Annotated in this window: 10 protein-coding genes, 4 pseudogenes and 1 riboswitch; of the genes and pseudogenes, 7 read left to right on the top strand and 7 right to left on the bottom strand. The window is 67.5% G+C overall.

The features are described 5' to 3' along the window. The first annotated feature begins 60 nt into the window (after positions 1-60). A riboswitch (TPP riboswitch) is annotated at positions 61-167 on the top strand. 59 nt (positions 168-226) lie between these two features. Further along, positions 227-1,631 (top strand): annotated as a pseudogene (thiC, locus tag SYNGFB01_RS07780) (phosphomethylpyrimidine synthase ThiC). 1,358 nt (positions 1,632-2,989) lie between these two features. Here thiC and SYNGFB01_RS14250 read toward each other — a convergent pair. The 3 genes and pseudogenes from SYNGFB01_RS14250 to SYNGFB01_RS07770 all read right to left on the bottom strand — a co-directional run bounded on the left by SYNGFB01_RS14250 (position 2,990) and on the right by SYNGFB01_RS07770 (position 5,976). Continuing rightward, positions 2,990-3,640: a hypothetical protein gene (locus tag SYNGFB01_RS14250; protein WP_152669579.1), complete on the bottom strand. Its 651-nt coding sequence runs from the start codon at positions 3,638-3,640 to the stop codon at positions 2,990-2,992. Positions 3,641-3,656: 16 nt separating this feature from the next. Next, positions 3,657-4,598 carry a UDP-glucuronic acid decarboxylase family protein gene (locus SYNGFB01_RS07775; RefSeq protein WP_048017595.1) on the bottom strand — a complete coding sequence of 314 codons (942 nt, stop codon included), beginning with the start codon at positions 4,596-4,598 and terminating at the stop codon, positions 3,657-3,659. A 3-nt stretch (positions 4,599-4,601) separates the two neighbouring features. Then, positions 4,602-5,976 (bottom strand): annotated as a pseudogene (locus SYNGFB01_RS07770) (nucleotide sugar dehydrogenase). Between the two features lie 125 nt (positions 5,977-6,101). Between SYNGFB01_RS07770 and galE the strand changes: the two are divergent. The 6 genes and pseudogenes from galE to SYNGFB01_RS07745 all read left to right on the top strand — a co-directional run bounded on the left by galE (position 6,102) and on the right by SYNGFB01_RS07745 (position 11,746). Further along, positions 6,102-7,145, top strand: a complete 1,044-nt coding sequence (galE, locus tag SYNGFB01_RS07765; protein ID WP_048017594.1) for a UDP-glucose 4-epimerase GalE — start codon at positions 6,102-6,104, stop codon at positions 7,143-7,145. Beyond that, positions 7,135-8,610 carry an FAD-dependent oxidoreductase gene (locus tag SYNGFB01_RS07760; protein WP_235300018.1) on the top strand — a complete coding sequence of 492 codons (1,476 nt, stop codon included), beginning with the start codon at positions 7,135-7,137 and terminating at the stop codon, positions 8,608-8,610. The genes galE and SYNGFB01_RS07760 overlap by 11 nt, the downstream gene beginning before the upstream one ends. 26 nt (positions 8,611-8,636) lie before the next feature. Next, the gene (locus tag SYNGFB01_RS15410; protein ID WP_235300017.1) at positions 8,637-9,185 is read left to right on the top strand and encodes an AIR synthase-related protein; all 549 of its coding nucleotides are present in this window, start codon (positions 8,637-8,639) and stop codon (positions 9,183-9,185) included. A 106-nt stretch (positions 9,186-9,291) separates the two neighbouring features. Then, positions 9,292-10,306, top strand: a pseudogene (locus SYNGFB01_RS07755) (SIS domain-containing protein). A 22-nt stretch (positions 10,307-10,328) separates the two neighbouring features. Continuing rightward, a complete protein-coding gene (gene kdsA, locus SYNGFB01_RS07750) occupies positions 10,329-11,150 on the top strand; it encodes a 3-deoxy-8-phosphooctulonate synthase (protein WP_048017593.1) in 822 nt (273 codons plus the stop codon). A gap of 113 nt (positions 11,151-11,263) precedes the next feature. Beyond that, on the top strand, positions 11,264-11,746 hold the full coding sequence (locus SYNGFB01_RS07745) for an HAD family hydrolase (RefSeq protein ID WP_200900077.1): 483 nt from the start codon (positions 11,264-11,266) through the stop codon (positions 11,744-11,746). Positions 11,747-11,757: 11 nt separating this feature from the next. On the opposite strand, the gene kdsB is transcribed toward SYNGFB01_RS07745, so the two are convergent. The 4 genes and pseudogenes from kdsB to SYNGFB01_RS07725 form a co-directional block, all read right to left on the bottom strand. Then, positions 11,758-12,564: a 3-deoxy-manno-octulosonate cytidylyltransferase gene (gene kdsB, locus SYNGFB01_RS07740; protein WP_048017592.1), complete on the bottom strand. Its 807-nt coding sequence runs from the start codon at positions 12,562-12,564 to the stop codon at positions 11,758-11,760. After that, on the bottom strand, positions 12,564-13,790 hold the full coding sequence (locus SYNGFB01_RS07735) for a CCA tRNA nucleotidyltransferase (RefSeq protein ID WP_235300006.1): 1,227 nt from the start codon (positions 13,788-13,790) through the stop codon (positions 12,564-12,566). The genes kdsB and SYNGFB01_RS07735 overlap by 1 nt, the downstream gene beginning before the upstream one ends. Next, positions 13,787-16,194: pseudogene (locus SYNGFB01_RS07730) on the bottom strand (UvrD-helicase domain-containing protein). Before SYNGFB01_RS07730 ends, SYNGFB01_RS07735 begins: the two are co-directional and overlap by 4 nt. After that, a partial coding sequence (locus tag SYNGFB01_RS07725) for a glycosyltransferase (protein ID WP_053068390.1) occupies positions 16,191-17,094 on the bottom strand: 904 nt, incomplete at its 5' end. The pseudogene SYNGFB01_RS07730 and the gene SYNGFB01_RS07725, both read right to left, overlap by 4 nt.

The raw sequence follows: 17,094 nt of genomic DNA, 5'->3' as shown, positions 1-17,094 counted from the left end.
GGCTGCGGCCCTCAACGGTCTGCAGGGCTGAACCGCATCGGTGGGCCCTTGCTAGGTTGACTAAGTCACTAGGGGTGCCCTCAGCGCTTCTGCGCTGCCGGGCTGAGATCACACCCTCCGAACCTGATCCGGGTCATGCCGGCGCAGGGAAGTGAGAAGAGACGCTCAGGCTGCGCCCCGCTGCTGCCGGCCACGCCGGCAGGTTTCCCCTCCGCCACAGCCCGTCATGCGCAGCGCCTGGATCGAGAAGCGCCAAGGCCAAGCCAACGTGAGCCAGATGCACTACGCCCGCCAGGGCGTGGTGACCGAGGAGATGGCACATGTGGCCAAGCGGGAGAACCTGCCCGAATCGCTGGTGATGGAGGAGGTGGCGCGGGGCCGGATGATCATCCCGGCCAACATCAACCACCCCAACCTGGAGCCGATGGCGATCGGCATCGCCAGCCGGTGCAAGGTGAATGCCAACATCGGCGCCTCGCCCAACGCCAGCGATGTGGCCGAAGAGCTGCAGAAGCTCGAGCTGGCGGTGAAATACGGCGCCGACACCGTGATGGATCTCTCCACCGGTGGCGTCAACCTCGATGAGGTGCGTACGGCGATCATCACTGCCTCGCCGGTGCCGATCGGCACGGTGCCGGTGTATCAGGCTCTCGAGAGCGTGCACGGCTCGATCGAGAAGCTCAGTGAAGACGATTTCCTGCACATCATCGAGAAGCACTGTCAGCAGGGCGTCGATTACCAGACCATCCACGCCGGCCTGCTGATCGAGCATCTGCCCAAGGTGAAGGGCCGCCTCACCGGGATCGTGAGCCGCGGCGGTGGCATCCTGGCTCAGTGGATGCTCCATCACCACAAGCAGAACCCGCTCTACACCCGCTTCGACGACATCTGCGAAATCTTCAAGCGCTACGACTGCAGCTTCTCACTTGGTGATTCGCTGCGGCCCGGCTGCCTGCACGATGCTTCCGATGAAGCCCAGCTGGCTGAACTCAGGACCCTTGGCGAGCTCACCCGCCGCGCCTGGGCTCACGACGTGCAGGTGATGGTGGAGGGCCCCGGCCATGTGCCGATGGACCAGATCGAATTCAACGTGCGCAAGCAGATGGAGGAGTGCGCCGAGGCCCCTTCTATGTGCTCGGTCCTCTAGTGACCGACATCGCCCCCGGCTACGACCACATCACCAGCGCCATCGGTGCCGCCATGGCCGGTTGGTATGGAACGGCGATGCTCTGCTACGTGACCCCGAAGGAGCATCTGGGCCTGCCCAACCCAGAGGACGTGCGCAATGGCCTGATTGCCTACAAGATCGCCGCCCACGCCGCCGACATCGCCCGCCATCGCCCGGCGCCCGCGACCGGGACGATGAGCTCAGCCGCGCCCGCTATGCCTTCGACTGGAACCGGCAGTTCGAGCTGTCGCTCGATCCGGAGCGGGCAAGGGAGTATCACGACGAAACCCTGCCGGCCGACATCTACAAGCAAGCAGAGTTCTGCTCGATGTGCGGGCCTAAGCACTGCCCGATGCAGACGAAGATTGCCGATGCAGACATCGCTGCTCTAGAGGAGATCCTCAAGGCCAAGGGTGGGGTTGAGGATCATGCTTTTTTGGCGAAGCAACAACAAGATAGATAACCTTGGCTGCTTTTATCGAATTTCTACCATGGTTTGGCCTTCAAAAATTCCAGTATTGGCATCAATTTTCCATTGATATGCTATCCCTTCGCCTTCATTTGTGTCTGTAATCAAGACAGAGTTCCCGTTGAGTTCTGCATCTGTCAACATGTAGTTTCCTCGATCTGCCGGTATCGGCATGCCGTCTCGCCTTAGCATGAGCCATGTTCTCTCCATTCTATTTCCGCTTCCGCTAATTTTCATATAGATATTCTGACTACGGTCGGTAGCGAGTGTTATCAGGGCGTTAGACAATAACACCTCGGTAGGCGTAAAAACTGATATTTGAATCATGAGGGACACCGAATCTATAGTCAAGTTTTCGAATATTCACCTGATTCTCCTTGCTTGAATTGACTATGCATATGTTCTTCTTGGCTTTAGTGCTTCGAATTCGATGATGGAGGCCTGGATTGGTAGAGCTAATCCAACTGAAAGCTGTTAAGCCTGAGGGACTTGTGTAAGGCCAATTGCCTTTGGGGAATTGCCCGCTGTAACCATTTGCAGTCGGAATGCCTGTTCGCAACTGCACATGCATGGCCACCACGTGAGCCCTCCAAGGCGGTTGATCGATCCATTCGTACCAAAATACATCGCAATCACTTTTGTTCAGAGCGCTGCTGATTGAGCTCGTCTCCTTCCTCCACTCCGCCAGTGAAAATGCAGGTTGACTGATAGGCCAGATCCCTACAAAACTTCCCGATAGGCAAATAGTGCAGCCAGGGGCGTCCAGCTTCTTTGTATCTTTAGTTGCCATTGGGCGGCTGCAAGAGTTATAGCTGGCGCGGTAAAAAGGACTATAATCATTGCTACACGACTAGACGCTCTTAGCGAACTGGCACCCGGCAACAGACTGCTGATAAGCAGCCAAGCGCTGAGGTTGTTGATGGAAATGCTCAGGAGTATCATGGCTGCAAGAGCCCAGAGCCAAGCTCTTAGTGATCTTGCTTTCTCCCCTCTAAGGGACAGGGCCGTGATGATTGATGCTGACAACAGGATGAGCAGTGCCCAACCAGGGAACAGCTCCTGTTCACTCCCGTAAACCCATTCAGGATTCACATTGTCGGCTGTCCATGGCGGCGGGAGAAGCCAATGGCTGCTTCCAAAGAGCCAACTCCCAGGCTTGGGGAGATTTGTGCTGATCTCCTCAAGAGGGCGTTCCCCGAAGGTTTTCAGAGTCTGCAGATAGGGGGTGTAAATTGCCAGATTTAGGGCAATCAATATAAGCAATAGGCTGATTCGAAGAGGAAGCCCATTGCCGAGGGATATTCCATACGACTTAGCGCGGATTCGTCGGAAAAGGTGGATAACGGAGCAGGTCAGTGCTCCATAGCAGGCGTAAACAAAGACATAGATGTTAAAAAACCATTGGCAAGAAGCCAGCTCGCAAGAATAAGCCAGTCGCTTATGTAAAACTTCTCGCAATCCAGGCTGATTAGTCTGTGGCATTGCCAAAGGATTGGGCCGATCAGAAACAGGCTCAGCAGTTGTGGGTGCCCAAGCTGTTGTGTGATTGTAGGACTGAATGCGGTGACCAGTGCCGCGATACTCAACCAGCTACTTCGAGTCTGAGGACTAATCCGTTGGACAGTTGCTCGCATGCTGATGTAATTGAGCCCCAGCGTTACGCTCAGCCATCCGACATAACTCTGAAAAGGATCGAGAACTGAGCGGAACAGCCCATAGATCATGCTGGGGCCAAGCAAGTGGTCGCTCCATGCAAGGGTGTCTTTGATGGGCCAGAAAAACTGAGGCGACCAGTAGCGTTCGGAATTAGCAATATGATGAGCGCTGAAATGTTTATAGGCGTGCTCCAGGAAATAGAGATTTAATAATGTATCACCGGGATCTGTTTGTAGTTGTTCCAGTCCGCTGGACAGGGTCGGCCAAAGCGTTATGATTACAGCGATGGCTGGAATCACTAACCAATGCAGGACATGTTTTGCAATAGAAAGAGTTGTAATCCGCATGGTTTGACCAAGATGTTTAGTTGATGGCCTGCTTGAACCAGGCGATGGTGGGCTCCAGGCCCTGCTCCAGCGGGACCGTGGGCTGCCAGCCCAGTTGCTCACGGGCCAGATCGATCACGGGCTGCCGCTGGGTGGGGTCGTCGGCGGGAAGTGGCTTGCAGATCAGCTCCAGCTCCGGGTTGATCCGTTCGCGCACCAGCTCCGCCAGCCGCCGGATCGTGAACTCACCAGGGTTGCCGAGGTTGATCGGGCCGGTGTGATCCCCGTTCATCAGCCGGATCAGGCCCTCCACGAGGTCATCCACGTAACAGAACGAGCGCGTCTGGCTGCCATCGCCGTAGAGCGTGAGCGGTCCACCGCGCAGAGCCTGCACGATGAAGTTGCTCACCACCCGGCCGTCGTCCGGGAGCATGCGGGGGCCGTAGGTGTTGAAGATCCGCGCCACCCGGATCTGGGTCCCGTGCATGCGCCGGTAGTCGAAGCAGAGCGTCTCGGCGATGCGCTTGCCCTCATCGTAGCAACTGCGAATGCCGATCGTGTTGACGCAGCCGCGGTAGCCCTCCGGCTGGGGATGCACCTCCGGATCGCCGTAGACCTCCGAGGTGCTCGCCAGCAGCAGCCGCGCCCCCACCCGCCGGGCCAGGCCGAGCATGTTGTAGGTGCCAAGGAAGCTGGTCTTGGCGGTCTTGATCGGGTTGAACTGGTAGTGCACCGGCGAGGCAGGGCAGGCCAGATGCCAGATGCGGTCGACCTCCAGCCGGATCGGCTCGGTCACGTCGTGCCGGATCAGCTCGAAGCGGGGATGACCGATCCACTGGGCCACGTTGGCCTTGCGTCCGGTGAAGAAGTTGTCGAGGCAGATCACCTCCTCGCCGGCCTCCATCAGCCGGTCGACGAGGTGGGAGCCCACGAAGCCGGCTCCGCCGGTCACCATGTTGCGGATCGGACCTGCCGGCATCGCTCAACCCTCCCCCACGGTCCAGACGTTCAGGCCCGCCGCCCGGAGCGGCTGCTGGGGTGCACGCGCCCGCGACGGACTGCCGCAGCTCCCCGATGGGACTACCGGCCGCCGCTGCCGTTCACACCGGGGAGNGACGCATCACCGCCGCCACCGCCGGCCAGTCGATCCGGGCGAAGTGGTCCCATCGGTAAGCAGCAGCAGGCATCGCGCCGCTGGCCGCCTGCTCCACGTCCGGCACCAAGCGCCAGCTGCCGTCGCCCAGCCCATCGCCGCTGCCCTGGGAGCGACCCAGATCCAGGGCGATCTGCCGCTCGCTCACCTTGGGATCCACGATCTGCAGCAACGCCCCCTCCTCCAGCAGATCCCGGCAAATCCGGATCGCCGGGGACTCGCGCGTGTCGTTGGTGTCGGCCTTGAAGGCGAAGCCGAGCACGCCGATCCGCTTTCCGGAGACCGTGCCGAACAGGCGGGTGACCACCAGACGGCTGATGCGCGCCTGCTGCCAGTGGTTGAGGGTCACCACCTGCTCCCAGTAGGCGGCCACCTCCTCGAGACCGTAGTAACGGCAGAGGTAGACAAGGTTGAGGATGTCCTTCTGGAAGCAGCTGCCGCCGAAACCGGGCCCAGCCTGGAGAAACTTGGGACCGATCCGGCTGTCGGCCCCGATCGCCCGTGCCACCTCGCGCACATCGGCCCCGGTGGCCTCGCAGAAGGCGGCGATGCCGTTGATCGAGGTGATGCGCTGGGCCAGGAAGGCGTTGGCCGTGAGCTTGCTCAGTTCGCTGCTCCATACGTTGGTGCGCAGGATCTTCCCGCCGGGCACCCAGCGGCCGTAGACGGCGGCAAGAGCCTCGATCGCCTCGCTGTCCTGCCCCCCGATCAGCACCCGGTCGGGCGTCTCGAGATCGGGGATGGCTGTGCCCTCGGCCAGGAACTCCGGATTGGAAAGCACCGCGAAGCTCCTCTGGCCGCCCTCCGTAGGCGCCGCAGCCAGGATCTGCTGGATCACATCGGCCGTCCGCACCGGCAGGGTGCTCTTCTCCACCACGATCGTGTGGCCCCGTGCCGCTCTGGCCACCGTACGGGCACTGGCCTCGACCCACTTGAGATCACTCGCCTGACCGGCCCCCAGCCCGCGCGTCTTGGTGGGCGTGTTCACCGAGATGAACACCATGTCGGCCGTGGCGATCGCCTCCTCCACCTCGGTGGAGAAGTTCAGGTTGCGTCCCCTGCAGCGACCCACCACCGCATCGAGGCCAGGCTCGTAAACAGGCAGCTGGCCCAGATCCGGATCGTTCCAGGCCGCGATGCGCTCGGCGTTGAGGTCCACCACAGTGACCTGAATATCCGGGCAGCGGTCGGCGATCACCGCCATGGTCGGACCGCCCACATAGCCCGCCCCGATGCAGCAGATGCGCTGGACCTGAAAACCCTCGGGCGTTGTCACAGGGCCGTTTCACCAGCAATGGAGACTAGACGGAGATCCCCCAGGAGCGAACCATGGCTCAGCTGCTGATCACCGGCGGCGCCGGCTTCATCGGCAGTCACACCTGCCTCGTGCTGCTTGCTGCGGGCCACCACCTCGTGGTGATCGACAACTACGACAACAGCTCCCCCGAGAGCCTGCGGCGGGTGGCGGAGCTGGCGGGCCCCGGCGCCAGCGGTCGTCTGGCGGTGGTGGAGGGCGACATCCGCAACGCCGCCGACCTGGAGCGCGCCTTCGCCGCCGCGCCGGCGGACCAGCCGATCGAAGGCGTGATCCACTTCGCAGGGCTCAAGGCGGTGGGCGAATCCGTGCGCGATCCCCTGCGCTACTGGGATGTGAACCTGAGCGGCAGCCGTCAGCTGCTGGCGTCCATGCAGGCCCACGGCTGCCGCACGATCGTGTTCAGCAGCAGCTGCACGGTGTATGGACTGCCCGAGACGGTGCCGATCCGCGAAACCGCACCCATCCAGCCGATCAACCCCTATGGCCACAGCAAGGCTGCCGTGGAGCAACTGCTGGCCGACCTGGCCACCAGCGAGCAGGGCTGGCGGATCGCCCGGCTGCGCTATTTCAATCCTGTGGGGGCCCACCCCAGCGGTCGCATCGGCGAGGATCCCAGTGGCATTCCCAACAACCTGTTCCCGTTCGTGAGCCAGGTGGCCGTGGGCAGACGCGAGCGGCTGCAGGTGTTCGGCGGCGACTGGCCCACCCCGGATGGAAGCGGTGTGCGCGACTACATCCACGTGATGGATCTGGCCGAAGGCCACCAGGCCGCCCTCGACAAGCTCATGAAGGAAGCGCCTCAGCTGCTCACCGTGAATCTGGGCAGCGGCCGGGGCCTTTCCGTGCTGGAGGTGGTGCGGGCCTTCGAGAGCACCTGCGGCCGGCCGATTCCGTACACCATCGTGGAGCGGCGGCCCGGTGATGCTGCGATCACCGTGGCCGATCCAGCCCTGGCCTCCGAGCGGCTGGGCTGGCGCACCCGCCGGAGTCTGGCCGAGATGTGCCGCGACGGCTGGGCCTGGCAGAACGCCAATCCCACTGGCTATGGCGGCTGACGCCGGGGCGGCCAGACCTCATCTGCTGCTGGCGGGGGGCGGTCACAGCCATGCTCTGCTCCTGCGTCGCTGGGCGATGCGGCCCCGGCTGCGCCCACGGGCCCGGATCACTCTGGTCAGCCGCAGCGGCAGCAGCGTGTATTCCGGAATGGTCCCGGGGGTGGTGGCGGGGCTCTACAGCCCCGAGCAGGCGGCGATCGATCTGCGCCAGCTCTGCGCAGCGGCGGATGTGCGCTTCATCGCCGCCGAGGTCAGGGGAATCGAACCGGAGCAACGGCAGCTGCTGCTGCTGGACCGACCGCCGCTGGCCTGGGACTGGCTCAGCCTGGATGTGGGTGCCGTAAGCAAACCGCCACCCGGTGAGCGCGGCGTGAAACCTCTGGAGCCTTTCCTGGCCTGGGCGGCTGGCCTGGAGGCTGGCTCAAGCCTCACGATCCGTGGCGGCGGCGCAGCGGCCGTGGAGCTGGCGCTGGCCCTGCGGGCCCGCGGTCTTCAGGCCACGCTGCTGCTGCGGAGCCAGGGGCTCCGGCTGGGATCGCCCGCCGCCAATCGGCGCGGTGAAGCCCTGCTCCGCCAGGCCGGCGTCGCGATGCGGCGGCAGATCGACCCTGAGACCGATGGAGCCCCGGCGGATCTGGCCTGCACTGGCAGCCACGGTCCGCCCTGGCTGGCGGCGGCGGGCCTGCCCTGCGATGCCACTGGACGGATCCTCACAGAGGCCTCTCTGAGGGTGGAAGGCTCTGAGCGCATCTTCGCCAGCGGCGACTGCGGCGTGATCCGCAGCGCGCAGCGGCCTCCATCGGGGGTGTGGGCCGTGCGGGCCGCGGCGATCCTGGCCGCCAACCTGGAGCGTGGTCTGAGGGGCCGGCCGCTGCGGCGCTGGCGTCCCCAGCAGCGGGCCCTGCAGTTGCTCGGTGTTGGCGGTGCCGGCCAGCCGCGGGCCGTGGCGCTGTGGGGCCCGTGGGCGCTCGGCCCCAGCCGCTGGCTGTGGCGCTGGAAGGACCGGATCGACCGGCGCTTCATGGAACGGCTGGGAGGCACCCGCCGAGCGATGCAAACCCAGGCGCCGATGGCCTGCCGCGGCTGCGGCGCCAAGCTCGCCGCCGCTCCCCTGGCAGCCGCGCTGGCGGAGCAGGGCCTGATCGGACCGGCCGAAGACGCCAGCGTGATCGGTCGCTGCGCCGGCGGGGCACTGCTGCTGCAGAGCGTGGATGGGTTCCCCGCCCTGGTCGACGATCCCTGGCTCAATGCCCGCCTCACAACCCTGCATGCCTGCGGTGATCTCTGGGCCTGCGGCGCGGCGGTGGAGAGCGTGCAGGCCCTGGTGACACTGCCCGAAACTGACACCACTGAGCAGCGCGACCTGCTCAGCCAGACCCTGGCCGGCATCCGCTCGGTGCTCGATCCGCTGGGGGCGCGGCTGGCCGGGGGCCACACCCTCGAGGTCGCGACGGTGCCGGCCTGAGCCTGGCTCTGAGCGTGACCGGTCGGGTGGCCGAGGCACACCTGTGGCCGAAGGGCCCGCTGGTGGCCGGCCAGGCCTTGCTGCTGAGTGAGGCCCTCGGATCCGGGGTGCTGTTTGCCGCCGCCATGAGCGGAGCGGCCCGGGCCGACTGGCTGGATACGGCCCTGACCCGGATGCAGCAGAGCCCGGCCTCCCTGGTGCCCCTGCTGCGGATGCACGGCTGCCAGGCCTGCACCGACATCACCGGCTTCGGGCTGCTGGGCCACCTCGGCGAGATGCTGGCGAGCAGCCCTCCGGGCACCCGCATCGCCCTCGAGCCTGGAGCCATCCCAGCACTGCCGGGAGCCCTGCAGCTGCTGCAGCAGGACCACGCCAGCAGCCTGGCCCCCGCCAACGCCGGCGCCTGGCGCTGCTGGAGGGCCCGGTGCGGTGCACCGCCGAGCCCACCGCAGCTCAGCAGCAACTGTGGATCGACCCGCAGACCTGCGGCCCCCTGCTGGCCGCCCTGCCAGCGGAACAGGCTCCCCTGGCACTGGCGGCCCTGCGGGCGGCCGGCTTCAACCGGGCGGCGCTGATCGGGCGGGTGATCGCCGGCTGAGCGGATCCCGGCAGGAGGCCAGGCTGGAGCCCCACGGCGCGGGGAGATGCGACTGGGAGAATGCCGCCAGTCCGCCCAACGTCGTGTCTGCCCTCACCCGCTGCCTGCAGGAGGAGGCCGCCGCCATCGCCGCCGCCGCGCAACGCCTCGACGCCGATCAGGTGGAGGCGACTCTGCAGCTGCTCGAGGGCTGCCGCGCCCGGCGCGCCAAGCTGGTGGTGAGCGGGGTTGGCAAGAGCGGCATCGTGGCCCGCAAGATCGCCGCCACCTTCTCCTCCATCGGCCTCACAGCGGTCTTCCTCAACCCAGTGGATGCCCTGCACGGTGATCTGGGCATCGTCGCGGCCGACGACGTGGCGCTGCTGCTCTCCAACAGCGGTGAGACCGAGGAGCTTCTGGCGATCCTGCCCCACCTCAGGCGCCGCGGCACCTCCCGCATCGCCCTGGTGGGGCGGATCGGCTCCAGCCTTGCTCTGGGCTGCGATGTCGCGCTCGACGGCTCGGTGGACCGGGAGGTGTGTCCACTCAACCTGGCCCCCACCGCCAGCACCGCTGTGGCGATGGCGATCGGCGACGCGCTCGCGGCGGTCTGGATGGAGCGGGCCGGCATCTCCCCGCAAGACTTCGCCATCAATCACCCGGCCGGCTCCCTGGGCCGCCNAGCTCACCCTCACCGTGGCCGACCTGATGGTGCCGGCCAGCGACGTCGAACCCCTCGAGCCCGGGGCGGCGCTTCCAGAGGTGATCGCCCACCTCACCCAGGGCAGCCCCAGCCGCGGCAGTCTCGGCGCCACCTGGGTGCGCAACGGCGCAGGCCAGCTCAGCGGCCTGATCACNGACGGCGACCTGCGCCGCACCCTCCAGCGGCACGGCCCTCAGGAGTGGGCCGGGGTGACCGCCGGCCAGATGGCCACGGCCGATCCGATCACGGTGACGCCCGACGTGCTCGCCGCCGAGGCCCTGGAGCTCATGGAGCGCAATCCGCGCCAGGCGATCTCCGTGCTGCCGGTTGTGGACCCGGCCCAGCCCAAGCGTCTTCTGGGGCTGCTGCGGCTGCACGATCTGGTGCAGGCTGGCTTCAGTTCCCGCACCACCTGACCACACCCGACGCCCGCACCCCATGAGCTTCCGCCTGATCGCCGGCCCCTGCGTGATCGAGAACCGCGATCTGGTGCTGCGGATCGCCGAGCAGGTGAGCGGGCTCTGCCGCGGGCTGGGTATCGACTACGTGTTCAAGGCCAGCTTCGACAAGGCCAACCGCAGCTCCGGCAGATCGTTCCGCGGCCCCGGCCCCGAGGAGGGGCTGGCGATCCTGGCGGAGGTGCGCGAACGCTTCGCCGTGCCGGTGCTCACCGACATCCACGAAAGCCACCAGGCCGCCGCCGCGGCCCAGGCGGTGGATGTGCTGCAGATTCCGGCCTTCCTCTGCCGCCAGACCGATCTGCTGGAGGCCGCGGCCCGAGCCGTGGCCGGCACGCGGAAATGCGTGAACGTGAAAAAGGGGCAGTTCCTGGCGCCCTGGGACATGGCGCAGGTGGTGGCGAAACTCGCCGAGTGCGGCCTGGAGGCCACCAGCGGCCGGCTCTGGCTCACCGAACGCGGCACCAGCTTCGGCTACAACACCCTGGTGGTTGACTACCGCAGCCTCCCCCAGCTGCAGGCGCTGGGCTGCCCGGTGATCTTCGATGCCACCCATGCGGTGCAGCAGCCCGGCGGCCGTGGCAGCAGCTCCGGGGGGCAGCGGGAGTTCGTGGCCCCGCTGGCCCGGGCCGCCGTGGCCGTGGGTGTGGACGGGTTGTTCCTGGAGGTGCACCCTGACCCGGAGCAGGCCCTCAGCGACGGGCCCAACATGGTGCCCCTGCACCGTCTCGAGGCCCTGCTGCGCCAGCTGCTGGCCCTGAGGGAGGTGGTAGCCGGCGGCACAGCCGTGAGCACGCTGTGAGCAATCGCTGAGATGGCGAGCCTGAGCGGCCTGGGCCTGCGCTCCCGCCTCCAGCGGCGTCTGCTCGCCCCGCGNCTGCGCCGGANTCCAGCTGCTGGTGTGCGNNATGTGGNATGGTGTGCTCACCGNACGGGGGCCTGCACTACGACGAGGAGGGTCGCGTGGTGAAGCGCTTCGATGTGCGCGACGGCCTGGCCGCGCGCATGCTGCAGCGCGCCGGTCTCACGCTGGCCCTGCTGAGCGGCGGCCGCAGCGGCGCCATCGAGCAGCGGGCACGTCACCTCGGTATCGAGCACTGCCGGGTGGGCGTGGGCGACAAGCTGGCCGGCTTGGAGCAGCTCCAGACCGAGCTCGGCATGAGCCGGGAGCAGACCGCCTTCCTCGGCGACGACCTCAACGACCTCACTGTCCGGCCCGCGGCCGGCCTCCTGGTGACACCGGCCGATGCAGCGGCTGGCCTGCGCCGACGGTCCGACTGGGTGCTGCGCCGCCGTGGCGGCGCCGGCGCCTGCGCGAGCTCAGCGACGCCCTGCTGGCCAGCCGTGGGGAGCTGGGCAGCCCTGCACCGCCACGGCTGGCGGGAAGGCAACAGCTGAAGGGGAGGAGCTCAGACCTGCGGGGCGAGCAGCCGGCGGGCCTGCTCCAGCTGCTCCGGCGTGTCCACCGAGAAGCAATCCCCCTCCACCACGAAGGTGGTGATCGGGATGCCCGCATCGATCAGGCGCAGCTGCTCGAGCTTCTCGAGCTCCTCCAGGGGCGAGGCGGGCAGGGACCCCCAGCCGGCCAGAAGATCGGCTCGATAGCCATAGATGCCCACATGGCCCCAGTAGGTGGTGCGGCTGTGCCACTGATCCGGCGGCAGATCGCGCACGTGGGGCAGGGCGCTGCGGGAGAAGGTGATCGCCCGACCGTCGCTGGCACGCAGCACCTTCACCACATTCGGGTCATGGATCTTCGGCGCCGGCAGCGGGTACACCGGGGTGATCACCGGCGGCCAGTCCGCCGCCACCACCTCGCTCACCATGGTCTCGAGGATCGCCGGATCGAGCAGGGGCTGATCGCCCTGCACATTGATCACCAGGCTGCGCTGCGGCGGCCCTCCGGCTGCCGCCAACAGGGTGTCGGCCACCGAAGCCAGCCGCTCGCTGCCGCTGCCGCAGTCCGCCGCGGTGGCCAGAGCGTCGAAGCCCCAGCTGCGAACCGCCGCCAGCACCTCCGGGCTGTCGGTGCAGGCCAGCACGGCAGCCACACCGCGGGCCTGAGCGCAGCGCTCGAGCACGTGGCGCAGCATCGGCTTGCCGCCGATCTCGGCCATCACCTTGCCGGGCAGGCGCGCGGATCTCAACCGGGCGGGGACCGCGACCACAACCGCCGGCAGGGTGTCGGCAGGAGCGGCGGCGCCAGGATCAGCCATCAGCAGCGCTCCCCGGCCAGGCGCTGCGAGCGTAGGCGCCGCAGCTCCGCCCCCAGGGCCGGCCCCGGCCGCCAGCCGGCGGCGATCAGCTGCCGGGCCGACAGCGGCGCCCTGACGTGGCGCCAGTGCAGCAACCAACGCAGCAGTGGTCGGCGTCTCAACCCTCCGGCGGCAAGCGCCAGGGCCACGGCCTCCGGGGAGAGGCCCGGTGCCTCCAGCAAGGCGCACCAGAGCGCTGCATCGGCCGGGAGCGATCCCGCTTCGGTGAGCCGCCGCCTCAGCTCCAGCCACTGGGCCAGCAGGCGGTGCTGGCGGTGGGGCAGCTGCAACCGCTCGGCCAGGGCCAGGGGATCGGCGGCGCCGGCCACGAGGGCCACCATCAGCGGCAGACCGAAGCGCTGAGCCCACCAGAGTCGCTGCCGCCAGCGGCGATCGAGCTGCAGCTGCCGGTCCAGCAGGGCCAGAGCGCCCCAGCGCTGCAGAGCCGCCAGAGCCGGCCGCCAGGGCTCCCGTTCCAGCAGCAGCTCCAGTTCCATCCGCAGCCGGGTCCCCAGGGCCGGTGGCGCCTGGCCGGGGGGATCACCAGGCCGCCAACCCCACGGCCAGGACGCCAGGGTCTCCCCGGTCTGCTGCAGGCTGGCGGCCTCCAGCTGGAAGCCGAGCCTGGCGGCATAGCGGGCGCCGCGGACCAGGCGGGTGGGATCATCGCGAAGGCTGGCCCCATGCAGCAGCCGCAGCTGGCGCCGCCTCAGGTCGGCCTGTCCGCCATGGGGATCGAGCAGGCTGCCGCTGGCCAGATCGAGCGCCATGGCATTGATGCTGAAGTCGCGGCGGGCCAGGTCATCGGCCAGGGCGCCGAGCTGCACGATCGGGTTTTCTCCCGGCATCGGGTAGGTCTCGGCCCGAGCCGAGGCCACATCGAGGAGCACCGCCTGACCATCGATCGCCAGCTCGAGTTCCACCGTGCCGAAGGCGCCATGCTCCTGGGCACCCACCAGCGCCCCAGGCGGCAACGCCCGCTCCAGCCGGCGCACCAGATCGCTGGCCCGGCCCTCCACCACGAGATCCAGGTCGGGCACTCCCCGCCAGGGATTGTTGTGCACGCGGTGCAGCAGCAGATCGCGCACGGCACCCCCCACCAGGGCCAGCCGCTGCTGAGTGGCCACCGTCCGCAACACCTGGGGCAGAGGCTCGGGAACGCCCGGAACGTCCACAGCGGAGCTCAAGAGGGATCCCCGAGCGGCTCGATCGGGGCCAGACGCGGGTCGAGGATCTTCGGGCCCATGCCCTCGAACTTCACGGCGATCGAAATCTTCTCGCCGCTGCCGAACAGGTGGGTGACATGGCCTTCACCGAAGGAGGCGTGCCTCAGGCGATCGCCCACGGCCCAGGCCCTGCCTGCGCCCGGCGCCGCACCGCATTGGCAGGGGCTCCAGCGGCACCGCCGCCCGCCACACGGCGACTGTCGTCGCGATCCACGCGGGTGAGGCGATCGAGCCGCTGGTCGCGCCGGATCGCCGCGCCGCCACTGCGGGGCACATCCCCCTGCACATGCTCCTCGGGCAGCTCGGAGAGAAACACCGAGGGCACCGCCGGCTCGCGCATGCCGCCCCAGAGGCGCCGCTCGCTGGCATGGGAGAGGAAGAGCCGCTCCTTGGCGCGGGTGATGCCCACGTAGCAGAGCCGCCGCTCCTCCTCCAGCGACGCGGGGTCGTCGAGCGAGCGGAAGCTCGGAAACAGCCCCTGTTCCATCCCCACCAGGAACACCACAGGGAACTCGAGCCCCTTGCTGGCGTGCAGGGTCATCAGGGTGACCCGGTCCTGCTCGGTGTCCTTGGAATCGGCGTCGCTGGCCAGGGCGGCGGAGGCGAGGAAATCCTCCAGGGAACCCTCCTCGTTCTCCTCCTGGTACTGGAGGGCGGCGTTCACCAGCTCGTTGAGGTTGCGGCGCCGGTCTTCGGCCTCGTCAGTGCCGGAGGCGATCAGCTCGGCCAGGTAGCCGCTCTGCTCCATCACCTTCTGCACCAGCTCCGAGGGCGGCGCGTCCTGGGCGGAGCGCTGCAGGTCGTTGATGAGCTCGCAGAACTGCAGCAGGCCTTTCGCCGAACGACCGCCAAGGGAGCGCACCGCCTCGGCATCGCTCACCACATCCCAGAGCGGAATGCCCAGCTGGTTGGCGGCGTCGGTGAGACGCTCGATCGTGGTCTTGCCGATGCNGCGCCGGGGCACGTTGAGCACCCGCAGCAGGCTCACCGTGTCGGCCGGGTTCACCAGCAGCTTGAGGTAGGCGAGCACGTCCTTGATCTCACGCCGGTCGTAGAAGCGCAGGCCACCCACCACGATGTAGGGGATGCCCCAGCGCACCAGCGATTCCTCCATGGCTCGGCTCTGGGCATTGGTGCGATAGAGCACCGCCATGTCGCCCCAGCGCAGATCGGGGTGAGCGGCATCGAGCCTGCGCATGCGGTGCACCACCGCCTCGGCCTCGGCGATCTCGTCATCGCAGCGTGTGAGGGTGATCGGCTCGCCCTCACCGCGGGTGGGCCGCAGCACCTTGTCGATCCGCTCGCTGTTGTGAGCGATCAGGGCATTGGCCGCCTCCAGGATCGTGGCGGTGGAGCGGTAGTTCTCCTCCAGCTTCACCATCGTGCGGGTGGCCTCATCGGGCGCGCCGTCGCCGAAGTCGTCCTGAAAGCCCATCAGGATCGTGAAGTCGGCGGCGCGGAAGCTGTAGATGCTCTGGTCGGCGTCGCCCACCACGAACACCGAGCGGCCGCTCCAGTCGTCGAAGGCTTCGGGATCGCGGCCGTCGGTCACGAGCAGCTTGATCAGCTCGTACTGGGTGCGGTTGGTGTCCTGGTACTCATCCACCAGCACGTGGCGGAAACGCCGGTGCCAGTAATGGCGGATCTGCTCGTTCTGGCGCAGCAGCTGCACCGGCAGCAGCAGCAGATCATCGAAGTCGAGCGCGTTGTTGGCGGCCAGGGCGCGCCGGTAGCGCCGATACGTTTCCGCCATCAGCTTGCCGCGCTGGCCGCCGGCATCGGCCTCCAGCTGCTCCGGCATCCAGCCNTGGTTCTTGGCGTTGCTGATCGCCCAGCGCACCTTCTTCGGCTCGAAGCGCTTGGGATCGAGGCCGAGCTCCTGGGTCACGATCTCCTTCACCAGGCTCTGGGTGTCGCCCTCGTCGTAGATCGAGAACTGGCGCGTCCAGCTCAGGCCCTCGGGATCGCGGTACTTGTCGATGTCGAAGCGCAGCAGCCGTGCGAACAGGGCGTGGAAGGTGCCGATCCAGAGGTCCCTGATCACCTCGCGGTAGATGCGCGAGCGCAGCTGGCGCTGCTCCACCGGCGGCAGGGTGCTCCAGGGCTGGCCGAACTGGCTCTGGGCCAGCTTCTGGGCCAGCAGCAGCTCCAGCCGCTCCTTCATCTCGCGGGCGGCCTTGTTGGTGAAGGTCACTGCCAGTAGCTCGGCCGGATCCACGCCGTGGTGGCCCACCAGATGGGCGATGCGGTGCGTGAGGGCCCGCGTCTTGCCGCTGCCGGCCCNGNCCACCACCAGCAGCGGGCCGGTGTGATGATCCACCGCCCGGCGCTGGGCATCGTTGAGGCCGGCGAGAAAGGCGCTCATGGCAGGGTGGTCATCGCCCGACCNTAGGCAAAGCGGCGGGCCAGATCACCGGGGAGGAGCCCGGCCAGGCGGTGGCGCCAGCGCCGCAGCCGCAACCGCAGCAGTGAGGGAGCCCGCAGCGGGGGTTCACCGGCCTGGAGGCGGTCGAAGTGGGCATTGATCGCCACCAGGGCCTGATGCCAGCGTTCGCGCAGCCGCGGTTCGCTGAGCTCGTCGAGCAGATCCTCCAGCCGGCGGGGCGACGGCAGCCAGGCTGCGGGGTCGGCCACGGCCGCGGCGATGCGATCCACATCGGCGGCGAGAGTGCCGGCGCCGATCTGGTGCCCAAGACCGCCTGGATCCAGCGTGTCGGCCAGCGCATGGTTGAAGCTGCTGAACACCACGCAGCCGCAGGCCAGGGCCTCGATCGGCGGCAGGCCGAAGCCCTCGCTCACCCCACTGCAGCGCCAGTGGTCGGCCGAGTCGTAGAGAACGACCGTGGCGCTGTTGAACAGCGCCACCAGATCAGCGACCCAGCCGCTCTGCACCTCCACCCGCAGCCCCCGGGCCCGCAGGGCCGGCACCAGCTGAGCGATCAGGTAGGCACTGCTCTTGCGCCGCTGCACCAGCACATCGATCGGGCGCCCCTTGCCCGGCGCGTCCGCCGCGCGGTTGCCATGCCGACTCCCCTGCTCACGCCAGCGGTCCTCCAGCGCGTTGGGCACGAGGAAGAGTGGATTGCGGCTGGCCCACTGGCCCCAGTAGCCGAGCGTGTTGCGGCTCACCGCCAGCACCGGAACCCCCGGCGGCAGCCGGAAGCCATAGCCCGTGCCTGTGGGCGTGGTAGGCCACCGGCCGACCGCGCAGGGCGCGCAGCTGCCCGGCACATCGAAGCCCAGCTCACGATCCAGAGCACCTGGG

Source organism: Synechococcus sp. GFB01, assembly GCF_001039265.1.
Classification (GTDB): Bacteria; Cyanobacteriota; Cyanobacteriia; order PCC-6307; family Cyanobiaceae; genus NIES-981.
This window is presented reverse-complemented; position numbering and strand designations above follow the sequence as displayed.